Annotated in this window: 24 protein-coding genes and 1 riboswitch; of the genes, 17 read left to right on the top strand and 7 right to left on the bottom strand. The window is 35.1% G+C overall.

The annotated features are described in order from the left end of the window. Positions 1-137: 137 nt before the first annotated feature. The 5 genes from ACFSO7_RS13715 to ACFSO7_RS13695 all read right to left on the bottom strand — a co-directional run bounded on the left by ACFSO7_RS13715 (position 138) and on the right by ACFSO7_RS13695 (position 7,758). Positions 138-1,394 (bottom strand): MFS transporter, encoded by a 1,257-nt coding sequence (locus ACFSO7_RS13715; protein ID WP_377877892.1) that lies wholly within the window; start codon positions 1,392-1,394, stop codon positions 138-140. Positions 1,395-1,641: 247 nt separating this feature from the next. Next, positions 1,642-3,372, bottom strand: coding sequence for a S9 family peptidase (locus ACFSO7_RS13710; RefSeq protein WP_377877891.1), 1,731 nt, complete (start codon positions 3,370-3,372; stop codon positions 1,642-1,644). 1 nt (position 3,373) lies between these two features. Beyond that, entirely contained in the window at positions 3,374-4,627 is a 1,254-nt protein-coding gene (locus ACFSO7_RS13705) for a M20 family metallopeptidase (RefSeq protein ID WP_377877890.1), read from the bottom strand. Between the two features lie 134 nt (positions 4,628-4,761). Further along, positions 4,762-6,645 carry a sigma-54 interaction domain-containing protein gene (locus ACFSO7_RS13700; RefSeq protein ID WP_377877889.1) on the bottom strand — a complete coding sequence of 628 codons (1,884 nt, stop codon included), beginning with the start codon at positions 6,643-6,645 and terminating at the stop codon, positions 4,762-4,764. Between the two features lie 267 nt (positions 6,646-6,912). Further along, entirely contained in the window at positions 6,913-7,758 is an 846-nt protein-coding gene (locus tag ACFSO7_RS13695) for a LysR family transcriptional regulator (protein ID WP_377877888.1), read from the bottom strand. A gap of 122 nt (positions 7,759-7,880) precedes the next feature. Between ACFSO7_RS13695 and ACFSO7_RS13690 the strand changes: the two genes are divergently transcribed. The 16 genes from ACFSO7_RS13690 (at position 7,881) to ACFSO7_RS13615 (ending at position 18,873) form a co-directional block, all read left to right on the top strand. Further along, positions 7,881-8,621, top strand: coding sequence for an SDR family NAD(P)-dependent oxidoreductase (locus ACFSO7_RS13690; protein ID WP_377877887.1), 741 nt, complete (start codon positions 7,881-7,883; stop codon positions 8,619-8,621). Positions 8,622-9,261: 640 nt separating this feature from the next. Beyond that, positions 9,262-9,657, top strand: coding sequence for a VOC family protein (locus tag ACFSO7_RS13685; protein ID WP_377877886.1), 396 nt, complete (start codon positions 9,262-9,264; stop codon positions 9,655-9,657). Positions 9,658-9,733: 76 nt separating this feature from the next. Beyond that, on the top strand, positions 9,734-10,309 hold the full coding sequence (locus tag ACFSO7_RS13680) for a DUF3267 domain-containing protein (protein ID WP_377877885.1): 576 nt from the start codon (positions 9,734-9,736) through the stop codon (positions 10,307-10,309). 397 nt (positions 10,310-10,706) lie between these two features. After that, positions 10,707-10,791: riboswitch (cyclic di-GMP riboswitch) on the top strand. Positions 10,792-10,819: 28 nt separating this feature from the next. Beyond that, complete coding sequence (locus ACFSO7_RS13675; RefSeq protein ID WP_377877884.1) at positions 10,820-11,980, top strand: hypothetical protein; 1,161 nt, start codon at positions 10,820-10,822, stop codon at positions 11,978-11,980. Between the two features lie 217 nt (positions 11,981-12,197). Further along, entirely contained in the window at positions 12,198-12,347 is a 150-nt protein-coding gene (locus ACFSO7_RS13670; RefSeq protein ID WP_377877883.1) for a DUF4083 domain-containing protein, read from the top strand. A gap of 88 nt (positions 12,348-12,435) precedes the next feature. Continuing rightward, positions 12,436-13,050 carry a PH domain-containing protein gene (locus ACFSO7_RS13665; protein WP_377877882.1) on the top strand — a complete coding sequence of 205 codons (615 nt, stop codon included), beginning with the start codon at positions 12,436-12,438 and terminating at the stop codon, positions 13,048-13,050. A 219-nt stretch (positions 13,051-13,269) separates the two neighbouring features. Then, a complete protein-coding gene (locus ACFSO7_RS13660; RefSeq protein ID WP_377877881.1) occupies positions 13,270-13,398 on the top strand; it encodes a hypothetical protein in 129 nt (42 codons plus the stop codon). A 72-nt stretch (positions 13,399-13,470) separates the two neighbouring features. Continuing rightward, positions 13,471-13,791, top strand: coding sequence for a hypothetical protein (locus tag ACFSO7_RS13655; protein WP_377877880.1), 321 nt, complete (start codon positions 13,471-13,473; stop codon positions 13,789-13,791). Between the two features lie 133 nt (positions 13,792-13,924). Beyond that, positions 13,925-14,695 carry an aminoglycoside phosphotransferase family protein gene (locus tag ACFSO7_RS13650; RefSeq protein WP_377877879.1) on the top strand — a complete coding sequence of 257 codons (771 nt, stop codon included), beginning with the start codon at positions 13,925-13,927 and terminating at the stop codon, positions 14,693-14,695. Between the two features lie 160 nt (positions 14,696-14,855). Next, positions 14,856-15,323 carry a 2-thiouracil desulfurase family protein gene (locus ACFSO7_RS13645; protein ID WP_377877878.1) on the top strand — a complete coding sequence of 156 codons (468 nt, stop codon included), beginning with the start codon at positions 14,856-14,858 and terminating at the stop codon, positions 15,321-15,323. A 67-nt stretch (positions 15,324-15,390) separates the two neighbouring features. Then, on the top strand, positions 15,391-16,086 hold the full coding sequence (locus ACFSO7_RS13640) for an aspartate/glutamate racemase family protein (protein ID WP_377877877.1): 696 nt from the start codon (positions 15,391-15,393) through the stop codon (positions 16,084-16,086). Between the two features lie 78 nt (positions 16,087-16,164). Then, positions 16,165-16,839: an AlkZ-related protein gene (locus tag ACFSO7_RS13635; RefSeq protein WP_377877876.1), complete on the top strand. Its 675-nt coding sequence runs from the start codon at positions 16,165-16,167 to the stop codon at positions 16,837-16,839. 167 nt (positions 16,840-17,006) lie between these two features. Beyond that, positions 17,007-17,321: a PadR family transcriptional regulator gene (locus ACFSO7_RS13630; RefSeq protein ID WP_377877875.1), complete on the top strand. Its 315-nt coding sequence runs from the start codon at positions 17,007-17,009 to the stop codon at positions 17,319-17,321. Positions 17,322-17,337: 16 nt separating this feature from the next. Then, complete coding sequence (locus ACFSO7_RS13625; RefSeq protein WP_377877874.1) at positions 17,338-17,952, top strand: DUF2812 domain-containing protein; 615 nt, start codon at positions 17,338-17,340, stop codon at positions 17,950-17,952. Between the two features lie 131 nt (positions 17,953-18,083). After that, positions 18,084-18,575, top strand: a complete 492-nt coding sequence (locus ACFSO7_RS13620; RefSeq protein WP_377877873.1) for a hypothetical protein — start codon at positions 18,084-18,086, stop codon at positions 18,573-18,575. Between the two features lie 139 nt (positions 18,576-18,714). After that, positions 18,715-18,873, top strand: coding sequence for a hypothetical protein (locus ACFSO7_RS13615; protein ID WP_377877872.1), 159 nt, complete (start codon positions 18,715-18,717; stop codon positions 18,871-18,873). Between the two features lie 206 nt (positions 18,874-19,079). Here the strand turns inward: ACFSO7_RS13615 and ACFSO7_RS13610 are convergent, their stop codons facing one another. Both ACFSO7_RS13610 and ACFSO7_RS13605 read right to left on the bottom strand, forming a co-directional pair. Further along, positions 19,080-20,177, bottom strand: coding sequence for a serine hydrolase domain-containing protein (locus tag ACFSO7_RS13610; protein ID WP_377877871.1), 1,098 nt, complete (start codon positions 20,175-20,177; stop codon positions 19,080-19,082). Between the two features lie 22 nt (positions 20,178-20,199). Then, the gene (locus ACFSO7_RS13605; protein ID WP_377877870.1) at positions 20,200-20,784 is read right to left on the bottom strand and encodes a TetR/AcrR family transcriptional regulator; all 585 of its coding nucleotides are present in this window, start codon (positions 20,782-20,784) and stop codon (positions 20,200-20,202) included. A gap of 276 nt (positions 20,785-21,060) precedes the next feature. Between ACFSO7_RS13605 and rbsK the strand changes: the two genes are divergently transcribed. Further along, the gene (rbsK, locus tag ACFSO7_RS13600) at positions 21,061-21,978 is read left to right on the top strand and encodes a ribokinase (RefSeq protein WP_377877869.1); all 918 of its coding nucleotides are present in this window, start codon (positions 21,061-21,063) and stop codon (positions 21,976-21,978) included.

Genomic DNA, 21,978 nt, shown 5'->3' with positions numbered 1-21,978 from the left:
CCTTAAATTGTACTAAATTAAAAACGATAACCTTCACGTTTATAATAACGAGAAGGTTATCGTTTTGCAACCTATTTATGGAAAATTTTCCTGTGTAAAAAGGTGAAATGTAATAGATGCTTAGAGAATCACCAAAATTAAGCACTTAAAACCTGTTTGTCTTCCTTATTTTCTATTTTTACCATCATGGCGCCAAACAATCCGACCAAAGAGAACAGGGCTGGGATGATAAACCCATAATGATAACCGACATTTACAGAATTTGGTGGAAATAAATCTAATACTTTCCCGAAAACAATGGGTAATAAAACGGCGCTTAAAAAGCCTCCCATGTTAGAGAATCCGGATACAACTCCCACTTCTTCTATAGGGAATGATTTTCGTACCACAACAAATGTTAATGCGCTTGCACCGTTTCCAAAGCCAATAATAAAAAGTAATGCTACTACCAACATAAATGAAGGGTCTACACCAGTTAGAAACAGTCCGATCCAACTAATTAGAGTAATGAGGTGAACAAAGGTATAAACTTTTTTAATCGAATCAACACGGCTTGTAATCCAACTAATTAGTGGACCACCTACAATAGCTCCCAAAAGACCATACATCATCAATTGGCTAGCCTCTGTACGTGATAAATCAAGTGCATGGACTCCGTATGGTACTCCCCACGATCCGATAAATCCTACATATGCCCCAACCACCCCAAAGTGACAAAGGAATGTTGCCCAAGCTTGACGATTAGAAATTGTTTTGTGCAGAATGATCCAAGGGCTTTTAATACCACTCTTTTTTGACTGGGTATGATTTTGAAATATTTTTCTTGGTTTTGAAACTAGAACAGTATATAAAAGATAAGATGATAGCACTAAAATAATTCCTATAGTTAAAAATGGCGATCTCCAACCACTAAATGTAATCCACGCAGAAAGAGGAATGGTAGAAGTTAATGAACCGAGGCTCGCAATGAGAGAAACGAAACCCATCAATTTTAAAAATTCATTTGCCTTAAACCATTGGCTTAAAATGATAACCAAATTGACGAAAATCATTGAATCGCCTGTTCCAACTATAAATCGAGAAATAATTAATACGTATTCATTGGGAGAAAAACTGTAGATTAGGGACCCAAGTCCTGTCAGAAGTGTGCCTATAATAAGGAATCGATTTGGACCATATCTGTCAGATAACAAACCAACCGGAATTTGAAAACCCGCATAAGCGAAAAATTGAAAACTGCTCATAAGACCTATAGTAGTAGCTGAAACCTGAAAATCTTTCATTAATTGATCCGTAATAAGTCCTGGAGCTGTTCTCTGACTAACGATTAAAAAGTAAGCAAATAATACAGTGACAAATACTAACCATCGATAACTGCTTTCCTGTTTGTTCATCTTGATGTATCCTCTTTCGTTTAAAAATTTTGTAGATCTTGTCTGTTAGCAAACAAAAGAGGAATCCCATTCCTTCATTGGGGATTCCTTTAAAGTTAAGATATCTTTATTCTATCACCGTTTTACAATTAGTATAAGTTTAAAAGAGGCTATTTCTTCATAATAGACTTGTTAAAGTGAAAATAATTTCACCATTTTATTTCTCAACGATTCTCGTTAAAAAATCACTCATACTTTTATAGGTCTTTCATTCATTTTCTTTTTTAGATAATCCATGACCTTCGTCCTCGAAAACGATATATTCCACCGGTATTCCTTTATTTTTAAGAGCCTCAACCATTTGATCTGATTCTGACTTTTTAAGTCTTGGATCATTCGCGCCTTGAAGAACTAATAATGGATTAGAAATTTGATTGACATAGATGAATGGTGAATGCTCAATTAAGCGATCTCGATCTTTTTTGGGATTACCAATCCAAGAGTCCATCCGTTCTTTCCAATGTTCAGGACAACTTTCAATAAAGGTATTAACCGGACCAGAGAAGTCTATACAAGCTTTAAACCTTTCTGGGTGACGGCCAAATAAGAGTAGGGATAAATAGCCACCGTAACTAGCTCCGAACAAAATAATCTTATCAGACTCTGCTTTTCCTTTCTTCACAAGTGCATCTATACCGTATAAGACATCCATTCGTGGACCGCCGCCCCAATCTCCTTCAATCAGCTTTTGGAAGTTCTTCCCGTAATTAGGAGTACCCCTAAAATTAGGGGCAAAGATGTTAAATCCAACGTGAAGCAAGTATTGGAAAAAACCATAGTAATCAATTTGTTCATTATATTGTGGTCCCCCATGCGGATAGACAATTGTATGACCATTACGATTCGCTTCATTCGCTTGATAAAACATTGCTTCAATTTCAAGGTTATCAAAAGAGTAATAGTTTATACGCTCAGGTTTTATCAATTCATCTTCTTTTATAGAAGGTACTTCATTTTTGATAAGGGTAGTCCATTCACCATCTTTTAACTTTTGAAAAATTGAAATCGGTTTCGTTGAGGAAGAACCCGAAATGTAGATGGAACCAGTTTTTGTAATGACATATTGCTGTAGCGTATCCGTTGGGAGTGGTATTTCATTCAATTCGTTTGTATGAAGATTATAAACATATAGTCGATCAATCGGACCTGATTTTGTCTGTAAATATATTTCTTGCTTTGTATTTATATATTGTATATTTTCAATATCTTGTTTTTCGATCTCTAGTATTTTTTGTAATGTTCCAGTGGAGATTTCATAGCTTGCTAAATAGGTGAATTCTTCTTGATAATTGGTTGTAAATAAGACCTTGTCTTCATCTATGAAGCATAGATCGGATACTCGATATGGTTCTTTTGTATCTGGAATTAATTCTAACTGTTGCCCATTCTTTTTAATATAGATTTTCATATTACTATGATTGTATCTTACGAAATAAGCAATATCCTCACCATTTGGACTTACATTCAGTAAATGAGTTTCGGCCCTACTACCTTGATGTAGTAACACTTCTGTGGAGGTATGCAAATTGTATGAAAAAATGGACAAATATAACGGATTCTCCTTAGAAGAAGTATAGTAAATTTTGGAGCCGTCTTCTGATACACCTCCAAACAGATAAAGACAATTAGGTTCTGTTCGAATATCTTTCCAGCTCTCACCGTTAGTATCAACGGAATAAATATGGATATTTTCGTTTCCGTCTTTGTCACTAGTAAACAAGATAGAGTTATTAAAAAGGGAGATTGAGCTTATTTTCTGATTATGATAGGTTAGTTGAGTTTGTACTTGATGATGGTTTAAGTCCACTTTCCATAAATTAAATGTGCCCGCCATATTTGAACCAAAAACTAAAGAGGATTCATCCTCATCTACAGTAAATGCAGAAAGAGAGAATGGTTTAAGAAATTGCTCTATGGATCCTTTTTTCGAAGCTAGCATTTTATCGCACTCCTTCATTTACTGTCATCTCGTTACAAACAACATTCACACAAAATCTGGATATAACCTTAGTGGTGTTCATTAAATCAGCGATTTCCATACATTCATCATACCCATGAATACGATTAGCTGGGGTACCTGGCCCATAATTAATTGCAGGGATTCCGTTTTTAATAAACCAGCGAGCATCTGATTGACCCATCACGCCAATGACAGGTAACTCTTTCTTATTTATTTCCATACTAGCCTTCTGTAGCGCTAAAATTAAAGGATGATTGTGTTCCGTAATGGTTGGGGCTGTTTCTGCACTCCCAATTTTTTCAACTGAAATATTCATTTCTGAATCCGCATCTTGCAGTTTTTGAATCATGATTTTAATTCTACTTATCATAGACTCAATTGTATGCTCTGGAATTATTCGCAGATCAACTTCTATTTCACAGCTGCCAGGAACGACATTTAACTTCGTTCCACCCTTAATTACTCCTACATTGATCGTCGTATATTTCATCCCTTCGATGGATGAAGGCTCATTTTGAAGTTCCTTTTGAAGGTTTTCCAATCCAATAATGACTTTAGACATTTTTTCAATTGCATTGATCCCATTCCATTTAAAGCCAGAATGGGCAGGCTTTCCATTCGAAACAATTCGAAGTTGCGTCATACCTGCCATTGCTCGAATGATTTCTTGACTATATCCCTCCACTAAGGCATAATCTCCTGTTAAAAAGCCGTGACTTGTTACGTAACCTGCCCCTAATTCTCCACCAGTTTCCTCATCGCAAGTCGCCGCAATGATAATATCTCCGCTTAGTGGAATTCCCGATTGTTTTAATGCTATAGCTGCTCCAATATAGGCAGCAAGACGTCCTTTAGAATCGGTTGCTCCTCTTCCGTAAATTTTTCCATCTTTAATCATTCCTGAGAAAGGTGGATACGTCCATTTCGATTCATCATCTTCTGGAACCGTGTCTAGATGAGCATTCAAAATAAGTGATGGTCCAGTCCCGTTGCCTTTCAGTGTAGCAATGACGTTTTTACGAGGGGTTGAAAGACCTTTCTCCTTCACAATAGATTCAGGCACATCAATCACTTGCACTTGGAAGCTATAACTAGACAATTCCTTTTCGAGATAATCACAGATTTCCTCATACTCTCCTGGTGGATTCACACTGGGAATTTGAATCATCTTTTGTAAAAGGGTAACGATGTCGCTCTGTAACAAATCGATTGTTTCATTCAATTTTTCTTTCATTCGTTTCACACTCCTTCTTTGATTAAAAAATATATGCAATAATCGTGCCATTATATAGATGTTTACTATTTATCGGTTTGATCTAAAAAACTCATAGAAAAAGGTTGAATTAGGTTTTTTAAAAATAACCTAATTCAACCTAATGAGTTTCTCATCGTATTTATTGCTTGGATTCCTAGCTTTGTAATCCAACTTCCTTGTCGGGTAGTGCCAATTTCAATTAGATGGTATTTTTTCAATATCAACATTCGACTTTTAATTTGTTGTGCTGAAAGATATGTTGAGGTTTCTTCTTTAAAATAAGCTTCCATTTTCGTCCTACCAGTATTCCAATTATTTTGTTTCGCCAAATATAAGTAGGATAAAATCCAGAAGAACTCCGTCAAACTACCTTCTTTTTCTAATTGCTCATCAATTGAATAGTCTTTTTCTTGAATTTGATTAAAAAATTTAGCCGGAAGGTCAGTCGTTTGGACTCGATCATTCTTAATGATAGCAGACAAATAGTAAACGGTATTTTCCAGTTCTCTAATATTTCCGGGCCATGAATAGGATAGTAAAACTTCTTTTACTTTATCATCTAGAATAATAGATTTTGAAAATTGTTTTGAGAAAAAAAAGTCAACCAATGGTAATATATCATCTTTTCTTTCTCTCAACGCCGGAAGCTGCAATGGCAAAACATTCAGTCTGTAGTATAAATCCTCTCTAAATGCCCCTTTTTCAACAAGCTTTAATAAGTCTTTATTTGTTGCAGCTATGATCCGTACGTCAACAGGAATGAGCTGTGTTCCACCGACTCGTAATATTTGCTTCTCCTGTAATACTCTTAATAGGGAGGCTTGAATCGATGGAGATGCATCTCCAATTTCGTCTAAAAAAATGACTCCATTATGTGCCAACTCGAAAAAGCCTGGTTTTCCACCTTTTTTAGCACCGGTAAATGCTCCATCCTCATAACCGAATAATTCACTTTCTGCTAATGATTCTGGTAAACCTGCAAAATTAATCGGTACAAATGGTTGATCCCTGCGTTTGGAAACGCGATGTAAAGAATGAGCAAATATTTCTTTCCCGGTTCCGTTTTCTCCTAAAATGAGGATTGGTTGCTCAAATTGTCCAAGTTTTAATGCTTTTTCAATCGTTTCATTTAAAGTAGCTGAAGAACCAATTAAATGGGAGAACTGATATCTTGAAACAAATCCTGGTGCATGAATCTTTCTTCTTACTTCTTGTTCTCTTTGTTGTAATTGATTGATTTCTCGAAAAACAAATAACGTGCCCAATTCACCATCTGCTAATGGAATAGGTAATTGTTGGACCAGTAATTGATATCCATTTAAATTGTAAAGATAATGAACTTTATTTTGGAATGAATCAAAGGAACTGAAAAGATCAGTGAAGTACTTACCTACAAACTCTGACCCTTTAGAGTTAGTTTTTAAATAATCGAGTATGGCTGTATTCATTTGGATGATGATGTTTTTGGAATTAACCGTGACCATCCCATCCTGGGAAGCATTCACGATGGCTTCTATCTGTTGATTTATATTTTTTAATTGTTGATTTGATTGGGATAAACTAAAGTTTAATCGGACAATTTCATCCATATTTGTAGCTTTATAAACACCAATTGTACTGATTGGTAATTGTAATCGAAATGCGACTTCAATGATGGAGGAAAAATCCAATGGACGGAAACCGATATCAATAATTGTTGAAAATCGGCTTGTATCAACTAAATGAAGATCATGTGTAATCACAGTCGAAATTTCATCATTCAACTCATCTTTACATCTAGGATAGGGTATCATTTTTAACTGAATCCCGAATCCCTTCAGCATTTCAATTGATTCAATCGAAGCTTCATAGGTATTACTGGCAACATAACAAAAGGTATGACTAGAAATCTGCAGTAGCTTTTCCATAATAGAAACATTGATTGTTCTTTTGGCAAAAATCGTTTTTTCCAATGCTAATTCATTTAATTCTTCATGCTTGTAAGTAGCGATAAACAAGTCAAACTCATTTTTAGAAAAATCTATAGGAGATTTATTAATGACAATAAGATTAGGAAATAAATCCTCTAATTGCTTCTTAATAAAAAAATAAGCTTCCTCACTCTTTGTTAAGAGTAAAATTCTTTTTTTAATAATAACTCCACCTTTTTAGGAAATCTCGGACTGGAGGGACATGGGGAAAGGAAACTTGTCCCAAGTTTTATTGGAAATAAAAATGTTTAAGTCTGGGACAATGAACCTGTCCCTGTGTCCAACCTGTTTCCCCTAAACCAGTTCCTGCAAGAAATGCATAAATTGTTTAAGTATTTGGGGGTGCTGTTTTTTGTGTTGGATGACAAAGTCGATTTTGATTGTTTCATCTAGTTTATGGTATTGAACGTTTTTAATTTCTTTCCGACTATAGGCTACATCTGCTGGTAAGATACTGATACCAAGTCCAGCGTAAACAGCTTGTAGAATAGATTCAAGTGAATCAAACTCCATGATAGCAGGGTTATAAAAATTATTTTTTATAGAAAAATCCAACATTTTGTTTCTATATATACAATTTATATCACTATTCACAATTAAAGTTTGATCATGCTGTTTTTCTATTTGACTATGACTAGGTGAAATGAGTACGATGTTCTCTGTGAAACTATAAACGGTTTCGTATGTTGAGTCATTTTGTGGATCATTAATAAAAACCCCATCAAGCTCTCCATAAGAAAGCATTTCCAATAACCTTTGCTTATCATTCGTTCTTACTTTTACATCAATATTATTATGTTTCCTTAAGAAAGAAGAAATAAGCTGAGGAATTTTAACTGCTGAAATCGTTTGGGATGCACCAATTGTTAAAGATCCTCTCCATTTTTGTGGATTAATTAATGATTTGGCTTCACCCATTAATCGTATCATTTGATTTGTATACTTTAATAAAATTTTTCCTTCTTCTGTCAACGTTACCCCTCTATTATTACGTAAAAATAATTTAACCCCTAATTCATCTTCCAAAAACATGATTCGCTGGCTGACGTTAGGTTGTACATAGCCTAATTGATGAGCAGCTTTAGATATGGATTGAAGTTCCGCAACATGCTTGAATATCCACAAATCATGACTTTCCAAGAATACACTCCTCCATTGGTATCATTTAAAATGATACCCCTCTTATTTTTCAGTATTATACCTTGCAGATTCGTAAAAGTATAATAAAAACATACTCAATGAATGAAAGCGGATGATAAAGAATGGAACTAAGAGATAAAGTTGTCATTGTAACTGGCGGTGGCACCGGTGTTGGAAGAGCAACAGCATTGAAATTAGCAGATGCAGGTGCAAAAGTTGTTATTAATTATAGTCGGTCGGAAAAAGAAGCTATGGACGTCATGTATGAGATTACCCGAAAAGGTGGTACTGCTTTTTCTTTTAAAGCGAACGTAGGGATTGAAAAAGAAGTGAATGAAATGGTATCCCAAACGGTTACAACATTTGGTACGGTGGATGGTTTAGTAAATAATGCAAGTATTACAGCACAAATACCTCTGGATAACTTAGATGCTGTAACAGATGAAGTGTGGGACTCTTTATTTAGTGTAAATGTGAAAGGAATGTTTCATTGTGTAAAAGCTGTTGTTCCGTATATGCAGATGCAAAAATCTGGTGTGATTGTTAACTTGGGAAGTGTGGCTGGAATGACCGGAATCGGTTCATCCATCCCTTATGCTGCAACTAAAGCAGCCATTCACACAATGACAAGATCATTAGCTATCGCGTTAGCACCTTATATCAGGGTGAATAGTATATCTCCTGGTGCAGTAGATACAAGATGGTGGTCCGGTAATGAAAAAAAAATGTATCAACTTGCAGGCAACTTACCACTTAATAGAATTTCTACACCAGATGATATTGCAGAATCTATTCTTTTTCAATTAACCCAAGAATCTATCACAGGCCAAGTATTTACCATTGACAATGGTCAAACTCTTTGAAGAACATGGGGTCAGTATAGATTTTGATGATGCTAATGTGGTGATTGAGAAATTCGAGAAAGAGGAATTTGATTTAGGTATATGTATTGATTCTACCCGCGCCTTGGGTGGACTAGAACTACACAACATAAAATGAAGCGTCTCGAAATATAAGATGGATACATTTTAATAAGTGAGGGTTACTGGAAACAGCGTCCAAGTGAGGGATATTTGCAGGCACTTGGGGGTGCGGAAGAGGATGATTTGAAAAGTCATGCTGATGATGTGAAAGTTGCTGAAGAATTGGGTTTAATCCCAATATATGATCCAATGTAGCAAGTGAAGATAACTGGGATATGAGTGGCTTTTCTCCTTATCGATTGAAAACTATTGTCATGAAAACCCAAATGATCGGGATTGTAGTTCTTCCGTAAATAGCAGTAAAACTTAAAATCCCTTTTAAAAGTAAATGATCTGGGAGTTGATATTCCTATATTATTGAACCTACATATGTTAAAATCGACCTTTCTCAACAAACTCCCGATCCTATATTTTAAAAAAAATTGAATTTATTACCATAGCAGTTATAATAATTAATAGAGACTTCTGAGCGATCACACCATTGAATTAAGACTAATACCTGAATTAATAGGAGGCAATCATGGGAAGATTAGTTCATTTTGAAATTCATGTGAGTGACATGGAGCGTGCAAAGAAGTTTTATGGAGAGGTATTCGGATGGACATTTCAAGATTGGAGTGAATATGCTGGAATGCCATACTTTGGAGCAGTGACTGGCGATGAAAATGAACCAGGAATCAATGGTGCCTTAATGCAGCGTCAAGGTGCAGCGCCAGAAGCAAACCAAGCTTTAAATGGATTTGCTTGTACAATGGGAGTCGAAAATTACGATGTAACAGAAGCTAAAATTATGGAGAATGGCGGCAAGGTTGCCATGGCTAAATATGCCCTACCAGGAATGGCGTGGCAAGGGTACTATATTGATACTGAAGGCAATATATTCGGAATACATCAACCTGATGCGAATGCAAAATAATCATTCATTGGATAATTAGTCTATTATGAGGACTAATTATCCTTTTTAATTAACTTTAATGAAGGAAGTGATGAGAATGGGAGAGGATTATGTTCATGCGGGTGAACAATATCATAAAATGGATGCTACCCTTTCAGCTAGCCTAGTGAATAAAAAGGTGGGGCTTGGGTCATTTCTCATTACGCTATTGGTATTAATTCTTTACGATATTATCTGGGGGATTTCCTATAGTCATAATTGGATGGTTTATGGGATGTTAATATTCTCTTATTTTTTATCGATTATTCTTCATGAATTATTACATGCCTTTGGCTTTGCGGTTATTGGAAAAGCTGGTTGGCATTCTATTAAAATAGGTGTCATGTGGAAGCAAATGATGCCATACGCACATTGCAAAGTGCCAATAACAGTGAAAAGTTATCGGTTTAGCCTATTATTACCGCTTGTGATCACTGGATTAATTCCATTAATCATTGGTTTTACAATTGGAAACGGAATTCTCGTCATATTAGGTACACTCCTAACCCAAAGTGCAGGAGGGGATATTCTAATTTATCAATTATTAAAAAGCTATCCAAGAGATGCCATTGTCAGAGACCACCCAAAAGAAATTGGCTGCGAAGTCTTTTTAAATAAAAATTACATATATTAAGGGAACGCGGACGTCTACAGCCTAACATGCTCCTGTTGGTTGATTTGTTTAGTAAGTTTAGTAGTTAAGAACCATTTTCAAGCGAATGAAAAAGATCAATTCTAAAACCTCTCGATGTATGTTAAAATAAAATTCCTTGGCAGGGGCAATTCATTTTTAAACAAAACAAGCAGGAACCATAAAAGGTTTCCTGCTTGTTTTCGTTTGATTTAGGGGAGAATGGGGGGCGTGTCTCATCCTTCTTTTTATATGAAATGGAGGCAACAGATCCCCACCTATACTTCTCTTCGGATGATCTCGGTATCTTGCAAAATAATCGTTGTAAACTTTTTAATATTATTGTAGTCTTAGGTATAAAGTTCTATTTTTGTTGGTCTCTAAAAATAGAATCCTATCAACCAAGATGGGAAGCGTAGAAATATAGCCTTTATTTTGGACACTTGGGCTATATGGAGCTAGTAGTGTAACCGGTCCTCTTAGAAAAAAATGATCTAAGAGGAGAAATGAAAAATGAAAAAAATTTATGTAAAAGCCCTTGGAACAACAATCCTTGCTGGTACATTAGTCCTAGGTGTTGGAAACGTTGCTAATGCAGCTCCAAAATCTACTAAGGAAGTTAAGGAAGTTGAGACTGGAAGAACCGAGCAAAAGCGTGAGACAGGTGTGATTACTTATAATTCATTAGAGGTTGCCGCTAGAAATGCAGAGCAAATTTTACTTTCTGGCACAGTTGTCATTGATGGTCCACAGCTTGTCGTTAAAGTGAATGGACAAGATGCTTCAGTTACGAAAATCACTGATAAAACTTGGTCTTATTCAGTTAATCTTGATGTTACTGGTCTAAAGGGAGATTCAACATTTGCGATTGAAGCCTATACGATTTATGCAAATGGTCGTCCATCTCAAGATGTACACACATATGCTAAAACAGCTTCACAAATGGTACATATTCCCTACATCACTGAAACAGAAGCAGTGAACAAAGAATGGACGTCCTATGACCGTGAAACAAATCAGTTTACCCTGAGCTACAATTTAGTTAATCATTGGTCTCGTGGTGAAGATGAAGCACTTCCGACTACATCTGTAACAGTTGCTGGAACAACTGACGAATTTAAGATCTCAGGAGCAACTTTAGCAGGAGAAACTACCGTCCCTACAGCATTTAGAAACTTTAGTGTATCAGATGAAGCACCTGTGTGGAGTTTCGATGAAACAACAAAAACCTATAGCTTAACTTTTACTATTTTTAAAGAAGATAGTAAAGGTGGCGTGACTTCTGAAACAATCACTAGAACTGGTTTAACTTCAGGCCAACCAGCTACTATTGAAGTAACAGTAGGGGATGAGTTTGGTACAGTGACTCAGTCCAAAGAATTTAATGTTCCAGTGGCACCTGTTGTAGAAGTAGTGGTAACAGATATTAAGGATCTTACAATCAGTGTTGTTAGTCACAATAAGGAGCAATCCAAAGTTATCGCAACTTACAAACTTGTCTATTCTACTGGTGTTGTAGAAACAAAAACAGTAGAATTAGGTGGCACGATTAGTAAGCCTGAAGGTGCACAAAACTCTCAATCTAGAGATTTTACCATTACGGAAGGAAGTAAGTCACTTTCGTTTACAGTAACAGTATTAGATAACGGATCCTATACTGTAACATATAAATAACTGTTTAAACCTCGGATTATTATTATATAATCCGGGGTTTGTTTGTTTTTTAGGGGCAAGGAACAGGAACCTTGTCTCAGCCTGATTACGGTTACCTTTTATATAGAAGGGGGGAAGCTGAGGGATAGAAGGAATCTTTTTTGATTAATTTGAAACTTTTTTTGAAATATAATCGTATAGTTAATAAAAGCAATCCTAATTATTGGAGGAACAGAATATGCTCAATATGGGAGACATCGTTTTCCAGCTATTCGCAATACTTATTCCAGTGCTATTTATTGGCCTTATATTTCAATATTTACGGTCAACCAAGAAACAAAATGAACGATTAAAAAGAATGGAAGAAAAAGTAGACAAGTTAATATGACAGTAGTAGTTCCATGGAAGAAGGAAAAAATGTATTTAAACAGACTGCCTAGGCAGCGGAGTTCTTTAAGTTGGAAAGGGGAAGACATATGTTTAAAAAATTAGCAAGTGAAGCTTTAGGCCTTAGTGATGTTGGTGAGATAATCAAGCCAGTTGACTTTAACAAGACAGAATCTGATGATTTTGTTCTAACTGAGGACAATGAAAAGATTTTCTTTCTGATCAAGTCAAAAAAAGATGAGTATTGCTTTACGAACCTGGCATTAATTCATGTTGACGGAGATTCCGCCGTAAGTTCCAAGCGTAATTTAAGACGTTATGATTATTTTGCAAATGAAATTAGTGGTGTAAGTATTGAAACAGCGGGTACCATCGACCTTGATATAGAATTGAAATTTACGATGGGAGGAAAAGTATTCTCGATTGATATTCATAAAAAATATTCCACGGAAGTAACGGATATTTACAAAGCCCTTCTTGCTATTTCAATGGTTCAAAAAGACAATGCTAGACTGCTAGCTTACGGAGATAAGAGCCTTCAAGTAGCAGAAGAGGTTATCAGAAATAACCGCACAGTAGAATCAAACCTATCACATGAATTTGGCCAAATCGCTACCTTCGTTAATACATGGCTAAAAGAACTTCATAAAAATCACACAACAAAAGATTTCTCGGATGTGTTTCAAAAATATATTCAAAATTAAGGGGAGTTGTTTTACGCAGCTCCTTTTTCATAATCCAAAAAAGATCTGAGATTAAGCGTTTTTTTTATGTAAAAACAACTAAAATGATCTTCATTTATTAGGAGGTAATGTATAGTCATTTTGTCATTTTAGCATAGTATCCAAAAAAAAAAGCAAACTAAAATGGTGGGTGCCAATATTTTGTTGTGCATTCAACTAAAAAGAACAGGATGGTGCAAAATGGCGAAAAATAAGAATAATAAATTTAAAAATCCAAAAAATGCTTTACCAAAAACAAGTGTTGAATTTGCCGGAGAAAACGGTCTTGAACAAAAAGCATTGAAAGCCTTAAAAGGTCAGAATAAATAAATGAATAGAAAAAATGTCCTCCATTCCTATGCTAGAGGACATTTTTTTGTAAAAGTTGAGGATGGATAAACAGTGTTTGTTAAAATTTATCAGTATCATATTGAAATAGATAAAATAGACGAATTTTTAGAAATTCAAGAAAAAGCAGCAAGTATTTATAACAGATATATAGATTTTCATACGATATTTCTACATAGTAAGCATGATCAATCAAAATGGTTGGAGATTACTAGATATAAAGATGAAATGGAATATCAAAAAAGTATAAAAATTATAAATGAACAGAAAGAGATCCAAGAACTCTTTGAATCATTCCAATCTCTTCTAGTTCGTCAAAAAAAGGAGATAACGGAAGAAGATTTTTTGGAGAGAAAGAGCCTTCTTTTTATGTAATTATTTATAACAAAATGGTAGGAGAACACCGAAGATATTTGCCTAGTTTAGAGCAATGAGGATTACTTATTTTAATAGTTTTTATTTATAGTGATTCCTATCAAAAAGTAAATTAAAAAGGTTGGTGGAAACAATGAACTCACAATTACAAAGTAAAGTCGAAAAAATAATAGGGGAAATTCGTCAACTAATAAAGCCGGATGAACAGGGATGTACATCTGAAGTTCGCCAAATTATTACCGATAATGGAACTTATATACTCAAAAGTTCCTATAAAAATAAATATAGAGAATGGTTAAAAGCCGAGGCTATCATCTTAGAAAAACTAAATAACCAGAGCCAAATTCCGGTACCAAAATATTATGGCTTTATCGAAGAAAACGAGAGCAGCCATCTCATTATGTCCTTCGTGCACGGAATGACACTAACCATTGCTTTAAAACAAGCTAAGAACATAGAAGAGAAAAAATTATTAATTAAGAGTTTTGGTCATTTTCTCCACAAACTCCATGAAACTCCAATCATTGAGACTTTAAATCTAACAAATAATTGGTTGGACGATCAGTTGATTAAGGCTGAAAGGTATGCAAAAAGTGGCCAAGCGGATGGTAGTCCTAAACTTTTGGAAAAATTAAAGTCTACCAAACCATTACCAGTCCAACAAACAATTATTCATGGTGACTGCACAACAGACAATGTGCTCGTAGTGGATGGAGAAGTCCAATTCTTAATCGATGTCGCAGGTATGACCGTAGGAGATCCACGGTACGATGAGTCTCTAGCTATCGGTAGATTGATTCATCGTGATGAATACATCGCTGCCTTTTATGAAGGCTATACACGCTACAAGGTTTCGAAGGAAGAATATCAATATTTTGATCAAGGATTATATGAGTTTTTCTAGTTTTTATAAAGAACTATAGAGGTGATCCAGTTCCAGGAAAAGGAATCAATCATTTACTGTTTTCAATCCTTTTTAGATTTTACAAAGTACTTAATAGATTATAGTAATAACAAGATAGAATGGTTAGTTTAATTATAATTGAAGTGAAGAGGTGATACCTTTGATTTTAGTTAGTTCTTGTTTAGCAGGGTTAGAAGTAAGGTATAATGGTACCCATTGTCTTAATGAAAAGGTTCTTCAACTGATAAATGAAAAGAAAGCTATTACAGTATGCCCAGAGTTACTTGGTGGCTTTTCAACACCTAGGGAGCCAGCAGAAATAGTGGGCGGCAACGGAGAGGATGTACTTGAAGGTAACGCTAAAGTAGTTGAGGCATCAGGGAAAGACGTCACGGAACTATACATAAAAGGTGCTTTTGCTACCCTGAGTAAAGCGCAAGAGGTCAACGCAACAACAGTCATTCTTAAGGAATACAGTCCTTCTTGTGGAAGTTCAATGATCTATAACGGGGAATTCTTAAATAAGAAAATGACTGGAACTGGTGTGACAACTGCACTTCTTAAGAAGAACGGAATAAAAGTTATCTCAGAAGAGGGAATATACGATTTTCTTCAGGAGATGGACTGATTGTTTGTGAATAAGACTCAATATTGAAAAGGTAAGGTGAAAGCCAGATTGTCGGGGGGATTTAGAGATGAAAACAATCGGACTAATTGGTGGTATGAGTTGGGAATCGTCGGTTCAATATTATCGAATTATTAATGAAGAAATAAAAAATAGATTAGGTGGTTTACATTCGGCAAAATGTCTATTATATAGTGTGGATTTTGCAGAAATTGAACGATTTCAATCTGAAGGGGAATGGGAAAAAGCGGGCAGACTTTTAGGTGACGTGGCTCAGTCACTTGAAAAAGCCGGAGCTGATTTGGTCGTGATCTGTACAAATACAATGCATAAAGTCATTCAATTCATTGAAGAAAAAATAAACATTCCTGTTTTACATATTGCCGATGCAACCGCGAATGAAATTAAAAAATCTAATATAAATACAGTAGGGCTATTAGGAACAAGATATACGATGGAGCAAGACTTCTATAAATCAAGAATAGAATCACATGGGATAAAGGTTTTAGTACCTGATCACACTGATCGTGAGAAGATAAATAAAATTATTTTTGAAGAGCTAGTTTTAGGAAGCATAAACGAATCGTCCAGAGATTATTACAAAAAGGTTATCAAGGATTTAATTAATAAAGGTGCAGAAGGAATTATCTTGGGCTGCACGGAGATTGGCTTATTAATAAACCAAGGGGATTCAGATGTTCCTATATTTGATACAACTGTTATTCACGCAGTTGAAGCGGTAAATAAAGCATTGGATAATAAATAATGGTTCTAATAAATTTTTTACCTCATTCTCGTTCGTACTCGTGTAGAGAATGAGAATTTTTATAAAGGGGCGATTGAATTGGTAGATTTGAAAATAAAAACGTACGATGAAGCTATAAAAGTAATTGAAGAGTTCGGATTACTTCCACTTTCACCTCTGATACCTAATTATCCTTCCTTAAACAGTATTACATCACAAGAGAGTTGGCACTCAGACACGGAAAATGATCCTTGGATTTGGAGGACGAAATTTTCAGTTGATGGCGTCGCTGGATATGGGAAATTCATCAAGAAAAAATCTGTCTTCATATCTCGTGAGCTTCTTCCATATGTCAAAACAGTATTAGGCTCAGTACAACCGTTAGAGGAACGTTATTTTAACGGGAATGTATCAAAAGAAGCTTATGATATTTATAAAATTATTCGAGAAGAAGAAGGAATTGATACAAGATTATTAAGAGCAAAGGCAGGATTAAAGCATAAGGATCAAAAGAAAAGCTTTGAAAATGGATTATTAGAATTACAGGGGTCGATGGATATTGTCATTTCAGATATTCAACTGAAAACCGATGAATTCGGAGAAAAAAATGGTTGGAGTAGTACCGCCTTTGAAACATACGACAGTTGGGCCAATCGAAAAAATATAGAATCCATTAACATGGAAAAAGGACAGGCGAAGCAGCATCTAATGGATCATTTCTCTTCTTTGTGTTCTGAGGAAACATTGAAGAAGTTAGGGAAAATATTTTTATAATTATCTCACAAGGGAGCATGGGGAGAACGTTTCTCATGTTCTTTTTTATACGAAATGGGAGCAGATGGTGCATCCTCATGCTTCATAGAATGAGAAATGTAACAATTGACATATACAGTTAAACTGTATAGTTTAGCTTTATATAACTGTAATTTTTGGAGGCGCTTATGAATAGAGATAAAAACCTACCGTTAACTGAAACCACATATTATATTCTTTTATCCTTATTAGAACCTTCGCATGGTTACCTTATTATGCAAAAAGTTGAAGAATTAAGTAATCATCAAGTGAAGATAGCGGCAGGAACGCTATATGGAGCTATTGAAAATTTACTAAAGCAAAAAATGATTGAATCTGTAAGTAGTGAAGATAAGAGGCGAAAAACATACGTGATTACCAAAAAAGGAAAAGAGGTTCTGCACCTAGACTATATTAGAATGCAGCACATGATTGAGGTAACAAAGGGATTATTAAACTTGTAATTTGGAGGGGGTTGTGATGAGGAAATTCAAGTATTTTATTGACTTTGATAAAGAGGAGAAATGGTTAAAAAAGATGGCGAAACAAGGCTATCAGCTAAAGGAAAAATCTTTCGGATATAAATTTAGTTTATCAGAGCCAGCGGATACTACGATTAAGATTGATTATAGGAAATTTAAGAATCAAGCGGACTTCATTGATTATTGTACACTGTTTGAGGATAGTGGATGGAAACACATCGTTGGTAAAAAAAATTCAGGAACACAATATTTTAAAAAAATAGATGAAGAAAAAGAGGAGGATATTTTTTCAGACAGTATATCAAAGGCTGGTAAATATAAAAGATTATCAAAAATGTTTATGGAAACGGCCGTCAGTTTTTTTCCACTTTTCGTCGTATTGTTAATCACAGATACCATAGATATAGGTGCTATATTTAATCCTAAGCAGCTATATTTGACTCCAGGATTGTGGGAAATGAGTGAATTATCATTTTGGAAAGCTTTTATATTTGAAACTCCTTTTGCCCTTATGAGAGGCATATCATGGTTATTATTGCCGGTGTCTTCGATACTTTGCCTTTTCTTTGCATATAAAGCACAAAAGCTATTTGAAAATGGAAAAACTCAATGATGCTCTGATCAGATCTTACACCCACATAAATTTGGTAAATCATTCGAATCAATATTTGAAATCACTTTTGATTAAAAAATTGAATTTTGATTTAATAACCGCTTTTAACAACAGCGAATGGAGGAATGTTGATGAAATCAGCTTCGGTAGTTCAGTTGTTAAAGATTGGGCGTTTTTTATTTCAACAACAATATTTAATTAAAAAAATTTCAGGTGTAAAGTACGACTTTTTTAAGGATGAAATGAATGCGCTTCTGCAAATGATTCTGATTTATATGGGCATCGTACGAGGTAAAGATAATTTCATTTATATCATAAATACCGACCATTATGAGTATATAACAATGATGTTTTGGCGCTTTTGCAAAGGTGAGATCTATGAAGAGGAAATGATTGATCATATTCATATTTTGAAAATGGATGAAGTACAGATTATTGAGGTTAATGGGCAAATCGTGAAAAATTCATTTCCAACAGATTCTATGCACGTTTTGTATGAGTTGAAAAATTTGTTGTATCTAAAACGAATAAAATTAAACAAGTTTATACATGGGCTAACTGATTTTATAAAAGCTGAATTAAAGCAAATTCATATTGTACTAGAAAAATTAGATAGAAATTAAAAGGGATGGATTTTTTCCATTCCTTTTTAAATATTCAAGTGGAAAAAAGTAGCAAACCGAAAATAATAGTAATAAAAGAAATATCCCATCCAGCAAAGCATAATATATTGTAATCATCCAGGGTAAAGGAGAGACACTGTTGGATATAAATGAAGGACCTGTAGAAGTTTCATATAAAATTATTTCAGATGTAATGGATATTTTAACAGTTGTTATTTTTATAGATAAGAAGTTACTACATATTGTAGCTGGTAAAAAAGAGATCATGATTGCTAAGTTAAATAAGTTATTTGATTAAGGGAAGCATGGGGACGGATCCCGTGCTTCTTTTTATACGAAATGGAAGCAGAAGATCCGTCCCTATGCTTCTGACTTAAAGTACTAAAAAATAAAGAGGAGATGCCTTCTTACTTAGTGCCTAGGGCGAATAAGAATATTTTGTAAAATACGAAGCCCACTCTACATTGATCTTAATGGGGAGAGAGGGCTTTTTATTTTCTTCTCCTACAATAATACCTTAGCCTTCTTGGTAGCTTTCAGGAGTTTATCCGCAATTTGGAGCATGATTCGAATTCCCTTTTGGCCATATCCAAATTGGTTTAAAGTTCCGATGATATAGGCATCTGTGGCAGGATGGTAAAACATGAACGAGCCGGTCGAGCCAGCATTCCCCCAAGAATTATATTTGGCTGGCATTAATACAGGTACTGTTTTAATGTTCATCACACCATATCCATAATCAATTCCTAAGAAGAACTTACCCCAATCGGTTTTCATTTTTTCAATGGTTTCTGCCTTTAGAAGTTGACCATTGACTAATGCTTTCATGAACTTTAACAGATCACCAGTAGTAGAGACGATACCGCCACCAGCAAACACGATGCTCATGCTTTCATTTGTCGAAACCTCAGCATTACGGTTATACAGTTTTGCGACCTCGTATGGACTAGCTTCTAATGGTTGAGTACGGGAGAATCGTGAGTGTTTCATATCTAGCGGTTCAAATATGTTTTTTCTAAGCACTTCATGGAAAGGTACCCCTGTGATTTTTTCAAGAATGAATCCCAATAGATGATATCCAGTATCGGAATAATGGAATCCTTCTCCTGGCGGGAAGTGTGATTTCAAATTCTCCTTAGCCCAATTAATCACTTCAAGTGGAGTCCATGTTCGATTTGGCTCATCAACGATCAGGTCAGGTATTGACGTTCCCTTTAATGGCTTTTCCTCAAAGAAATCATGTAATCCCGAGGTATTATTTAATAAATGTTTAATTTTGATCTCGTTTGTATAATCTTTTTCTTTGTAAATATGCAGATTTTTTAAGATATCTTCATCTAAGTACTGTGCAATTTTGTCCTCATATGAACAGATCCCTTGTTCGACTAACTGTGCAAAAAGAACAGATGTAAACAACTTACTTACGCTAGCGATGTAATAAGGTTGCTGGGCGGCAATAGCTTCTTTTCCGGTAGCCAAATTGAAGTCAATACCATGCTTATCTGAATGAACAAGTAAATAAGCGTTACGTATTTTTGGGTCTTTTTCTACCTTTTTCTTGAAGAATTCTTCAATTTCCATTTGTACCTTTGCTTTCTCCATCCGCCATCTCCCTTTTCTGCCATTATTCTTTATCTACTTTTCGTAAACGGGCAGCCGTTATGACATCTTTACCTGCACTATCCAATATACGAATGATTGTCTCTTCATCAAAATGCTCTGGAAGCATGCCGTTTACATCCATGACGGAAAGACCTAATTGAAACACTTGCATTTTAAACAAAATTTCACCGAGCTCCTCGTCAGAAAAGTCGCTAAGTGTGGATGATTGTTTCATCTGTTCCATGATGTTCGTACTTGAAGGGTTAACCTTATTTAAGTAATGGCTACTATTAAATATGAGGTCTTTAAACAGGACACTGTACTCCCTGGCAAACTTTAGACTTGCAATCCCAATATTTAAAAACGGATTTAAACTGTATGGTGTCATTAAATATTGCTGTGCAATATCGTGGACCTTTACTAAAATAGCCTGTTTTAACTCCTCAACCTCTGTAAAATTTACATAGATAGGGGCAATAGAGCTTCCTAATTTATCCGCTACTTTTCTAACTGTAATACTATCAATACCTTCCGTCTTTGCTATGTCAAAGGCAGCATCAATGATCGCTTCTTTTGTAAATTTGGTTTTTGGTGGGATGAGAATCACTCCTAGAGGTTATAAAATAACACCTGTTATATATCGTATGATATATTAAATTTTCCCTTTAGTAAACAGTTTTTTCCACCATAGTAAAATAATATAAAAACCATCGTTATCGAATGTTGCCATCTTGATATAAAACTCTCAAGGAACATGTGCCTATTCAACATGGATAGGCCTATTCTATGTTAAAATAATAATTGAATCTAGAATTGTGCAATCTGATTAGTAACAATGTCCTTAATCAAATAGGAAATTCAATTAGAAGTTTGGGTGAGAATGATGGTTAAAAAGAAAATAACCGTAATTGGAAGTATTAATATGGATCTAGTGACAAGTACGAATCAAATCCCAAAGGTAGGAGAAACCGTGCTTGGAGATGCATTCCATACGATACCAGGTGGTAAAGGAGCTAATCAAGCTGTAGCAGCTGCAAGACTGGGTGCCGATGTTACGATGATTGGTTGTGTTGGAGATGATTTTTTTGGGAAAATTCTAATTGATCATTTGAATCAGCAAGGAATACATACGGAAAATGTGGAATATGTCCCGAATACATCGAGTGGGGTTGCCACTATTACTCTATCTGACAGTGATAACAGTATTATTGTAGTAGCGGGGGCTAATAACCATGTGACTCCAATGTTAATTGATAAAAACGAAGAAATCATAGCTAATAGCAGTATGCTGCTTCTACAATTAGAAATTCCGCTGGAAAGTGTCATAAGAGCTGTTGATATTGCTAAAAAACATCATATTCCAGTCATATTAAATCCTGCACCGATTCAGAAACTGCCGAAGGATTTATTGGAAAAGGTTGATTTTATAACACCAAATGAACATGAGCAAGAATTGCTACTTTCCTCCGTAAACGGTACCATTGAAGAATTAGAAAAATTAAAGGCAAAATGCATTGTGACTAAAGGGTCAAAGGGTGTTATGATTTATCAAAATGGAGAGATGGACATTCCAAGCTTCAAAGTTGAAGCGGTGGATACAACAGGGGCTGGGGATTCGTTTAACGGTGCATTGGCCTTTGCTTTGTGTGAAGGGTACCCATTAGTAGATGCTTGTCAGTTTGCTAATGTAGTGGGGGCCATTTCCGTTACCAAACTAGGTGCACAAACTGGAATGCCAACAAGAAGTGAAGTTGGGGAATTTTTACACTTACATAATATAACTATATTTGGATTGGAGTAA

This window comes from Bacillus sp. CGMCC 1.16607, assembly GCF_042683745.1.
In the GTDB taxonomy this organism is placed as follows: domain Bacteria; phylum Bacillota; class Bacilli; order Bacillales; family Cytobacillaceae; genus Pseudoneobacillus.
The sequence above is the reverse complement of the archived record's forward strand: the minus strand, read 5'-3'. Positions and strand labels throughout refer to the sequence as shown.

Coding starts and splice junctions, on each gene's coding strand:
- ACFSO7_RS13660 (WP_377877881.1), top strand. CDS start 13,270: ATGGCGAAAAATAAGAATAATAAATTTAAAAATCCAAAAAATGCTTTA.
- ACFSO7_RS13710 (WP_377877891.1), bottom strand. CDS start 3,372: ATGCTAGCTTCGAAAAAAGGATCCATAGAGCAATTTCTTAAACCATTC.
- ACFSO7_RS13665 (WP_377877882.1), top strand. CDS start 12,436: ATGTTTAAAAAATTAGCAAGTGAAGCTTTAGGCCTTAGTGATGTTGGT.
- ACFSO7_RS13705 (WP_377877890.1), bottom strand. CDS start 4,627: ATGAAAGAAAAATTGAATGAAACAATCGATTTGTTACAGAGCGACATC.
- ACFSO7_RS13620 (WP_377877873.1), top strand. CDS start 18,084: ATGAAATCAGCTTCGGTAGTTCAGTTGTTAAAGATTGGGCGTTTTTTA.
- ACFSO7_RS13675 (WP_377877884.1), top strand. CDS start 10,820: ATGAAAAAAATTTATGTAAAAGCCCTTGGAACAACAATCCTTGCTGGT.
- ACFSO7_RS13715 (WP_377877892.1), bottom strand. CDS start 1,394: ATGAACAAACAGGAAAGCAGTTATCGATGGTTAGTATTTGTCACTGTA.
- ACFSO7_RS13670 (WP_377877883.1), top strand. CDS start 12,198: ATGCTCAATATGGGAGACATCGTTTTCCAGCTATTCGCAATACTTATT.
- ACFSO7_RS13685 (WP_377877886.1), top strand. CDS start 9,262: ATGGGAAGATTAGTTCATTTTGAAATTCATGTGAGTGACATGGAGCGT.
- ACFSO7_RS13640 (WP_377877877.1), top strand. CDS start 15,391: ATGAAAACAATCGGACTAATTGGTGGTATGAGTTGGGAATCGTCGGTT.
- rbsK (WP_377877869.1), top strand. CDS start 21,061: ATGGTTAAAAAGAAAATAACCGTAATTGGAAGTATTAATATGGATCTA.
- ACFSO7_RS13650 (WP_377877879.1), top strand. CDS start 13,925: ATGAACTCACAATTACAAAGTAAAGTCGAAAAAATAATAGGGGAAATT.
- ACFSO7_RS13690 (WP_377877887.1), top strand. CDS start 7,881: ATGGAACTAAGAGATAAAGTTGTCATTGTAACTGGCGGTGGCACCGGT.
- ACFSO7_RS13630 (WP_377877875.1), top strand. CDS start 17,007: ATGAATAGAGATAAAAACCTACCGTTAACTGAAACCACATATTATATT.
- ACFSO7_RS13680 (WP_377877885.1), top strand. CDS start 9,734: ATGGGAGAGGATTATGTTCATGCGGGTGAACAATATCATAAAATGGAT.
- ACFSO7_RS13625 (WP_377877874.1), top strand. CDS start 17,338: ATGAGGAAATTCAAGTATTTTATTGACTTTGATAAAGAGGAGAAATGG.
- ACFSO7_RS13610 (WP_377877871.1), bottom strand. CDS start 20,177: ATGGAGAAAGCAAAGGTACAAATGGAAATTGAAGAATTCTTCAAGAAA.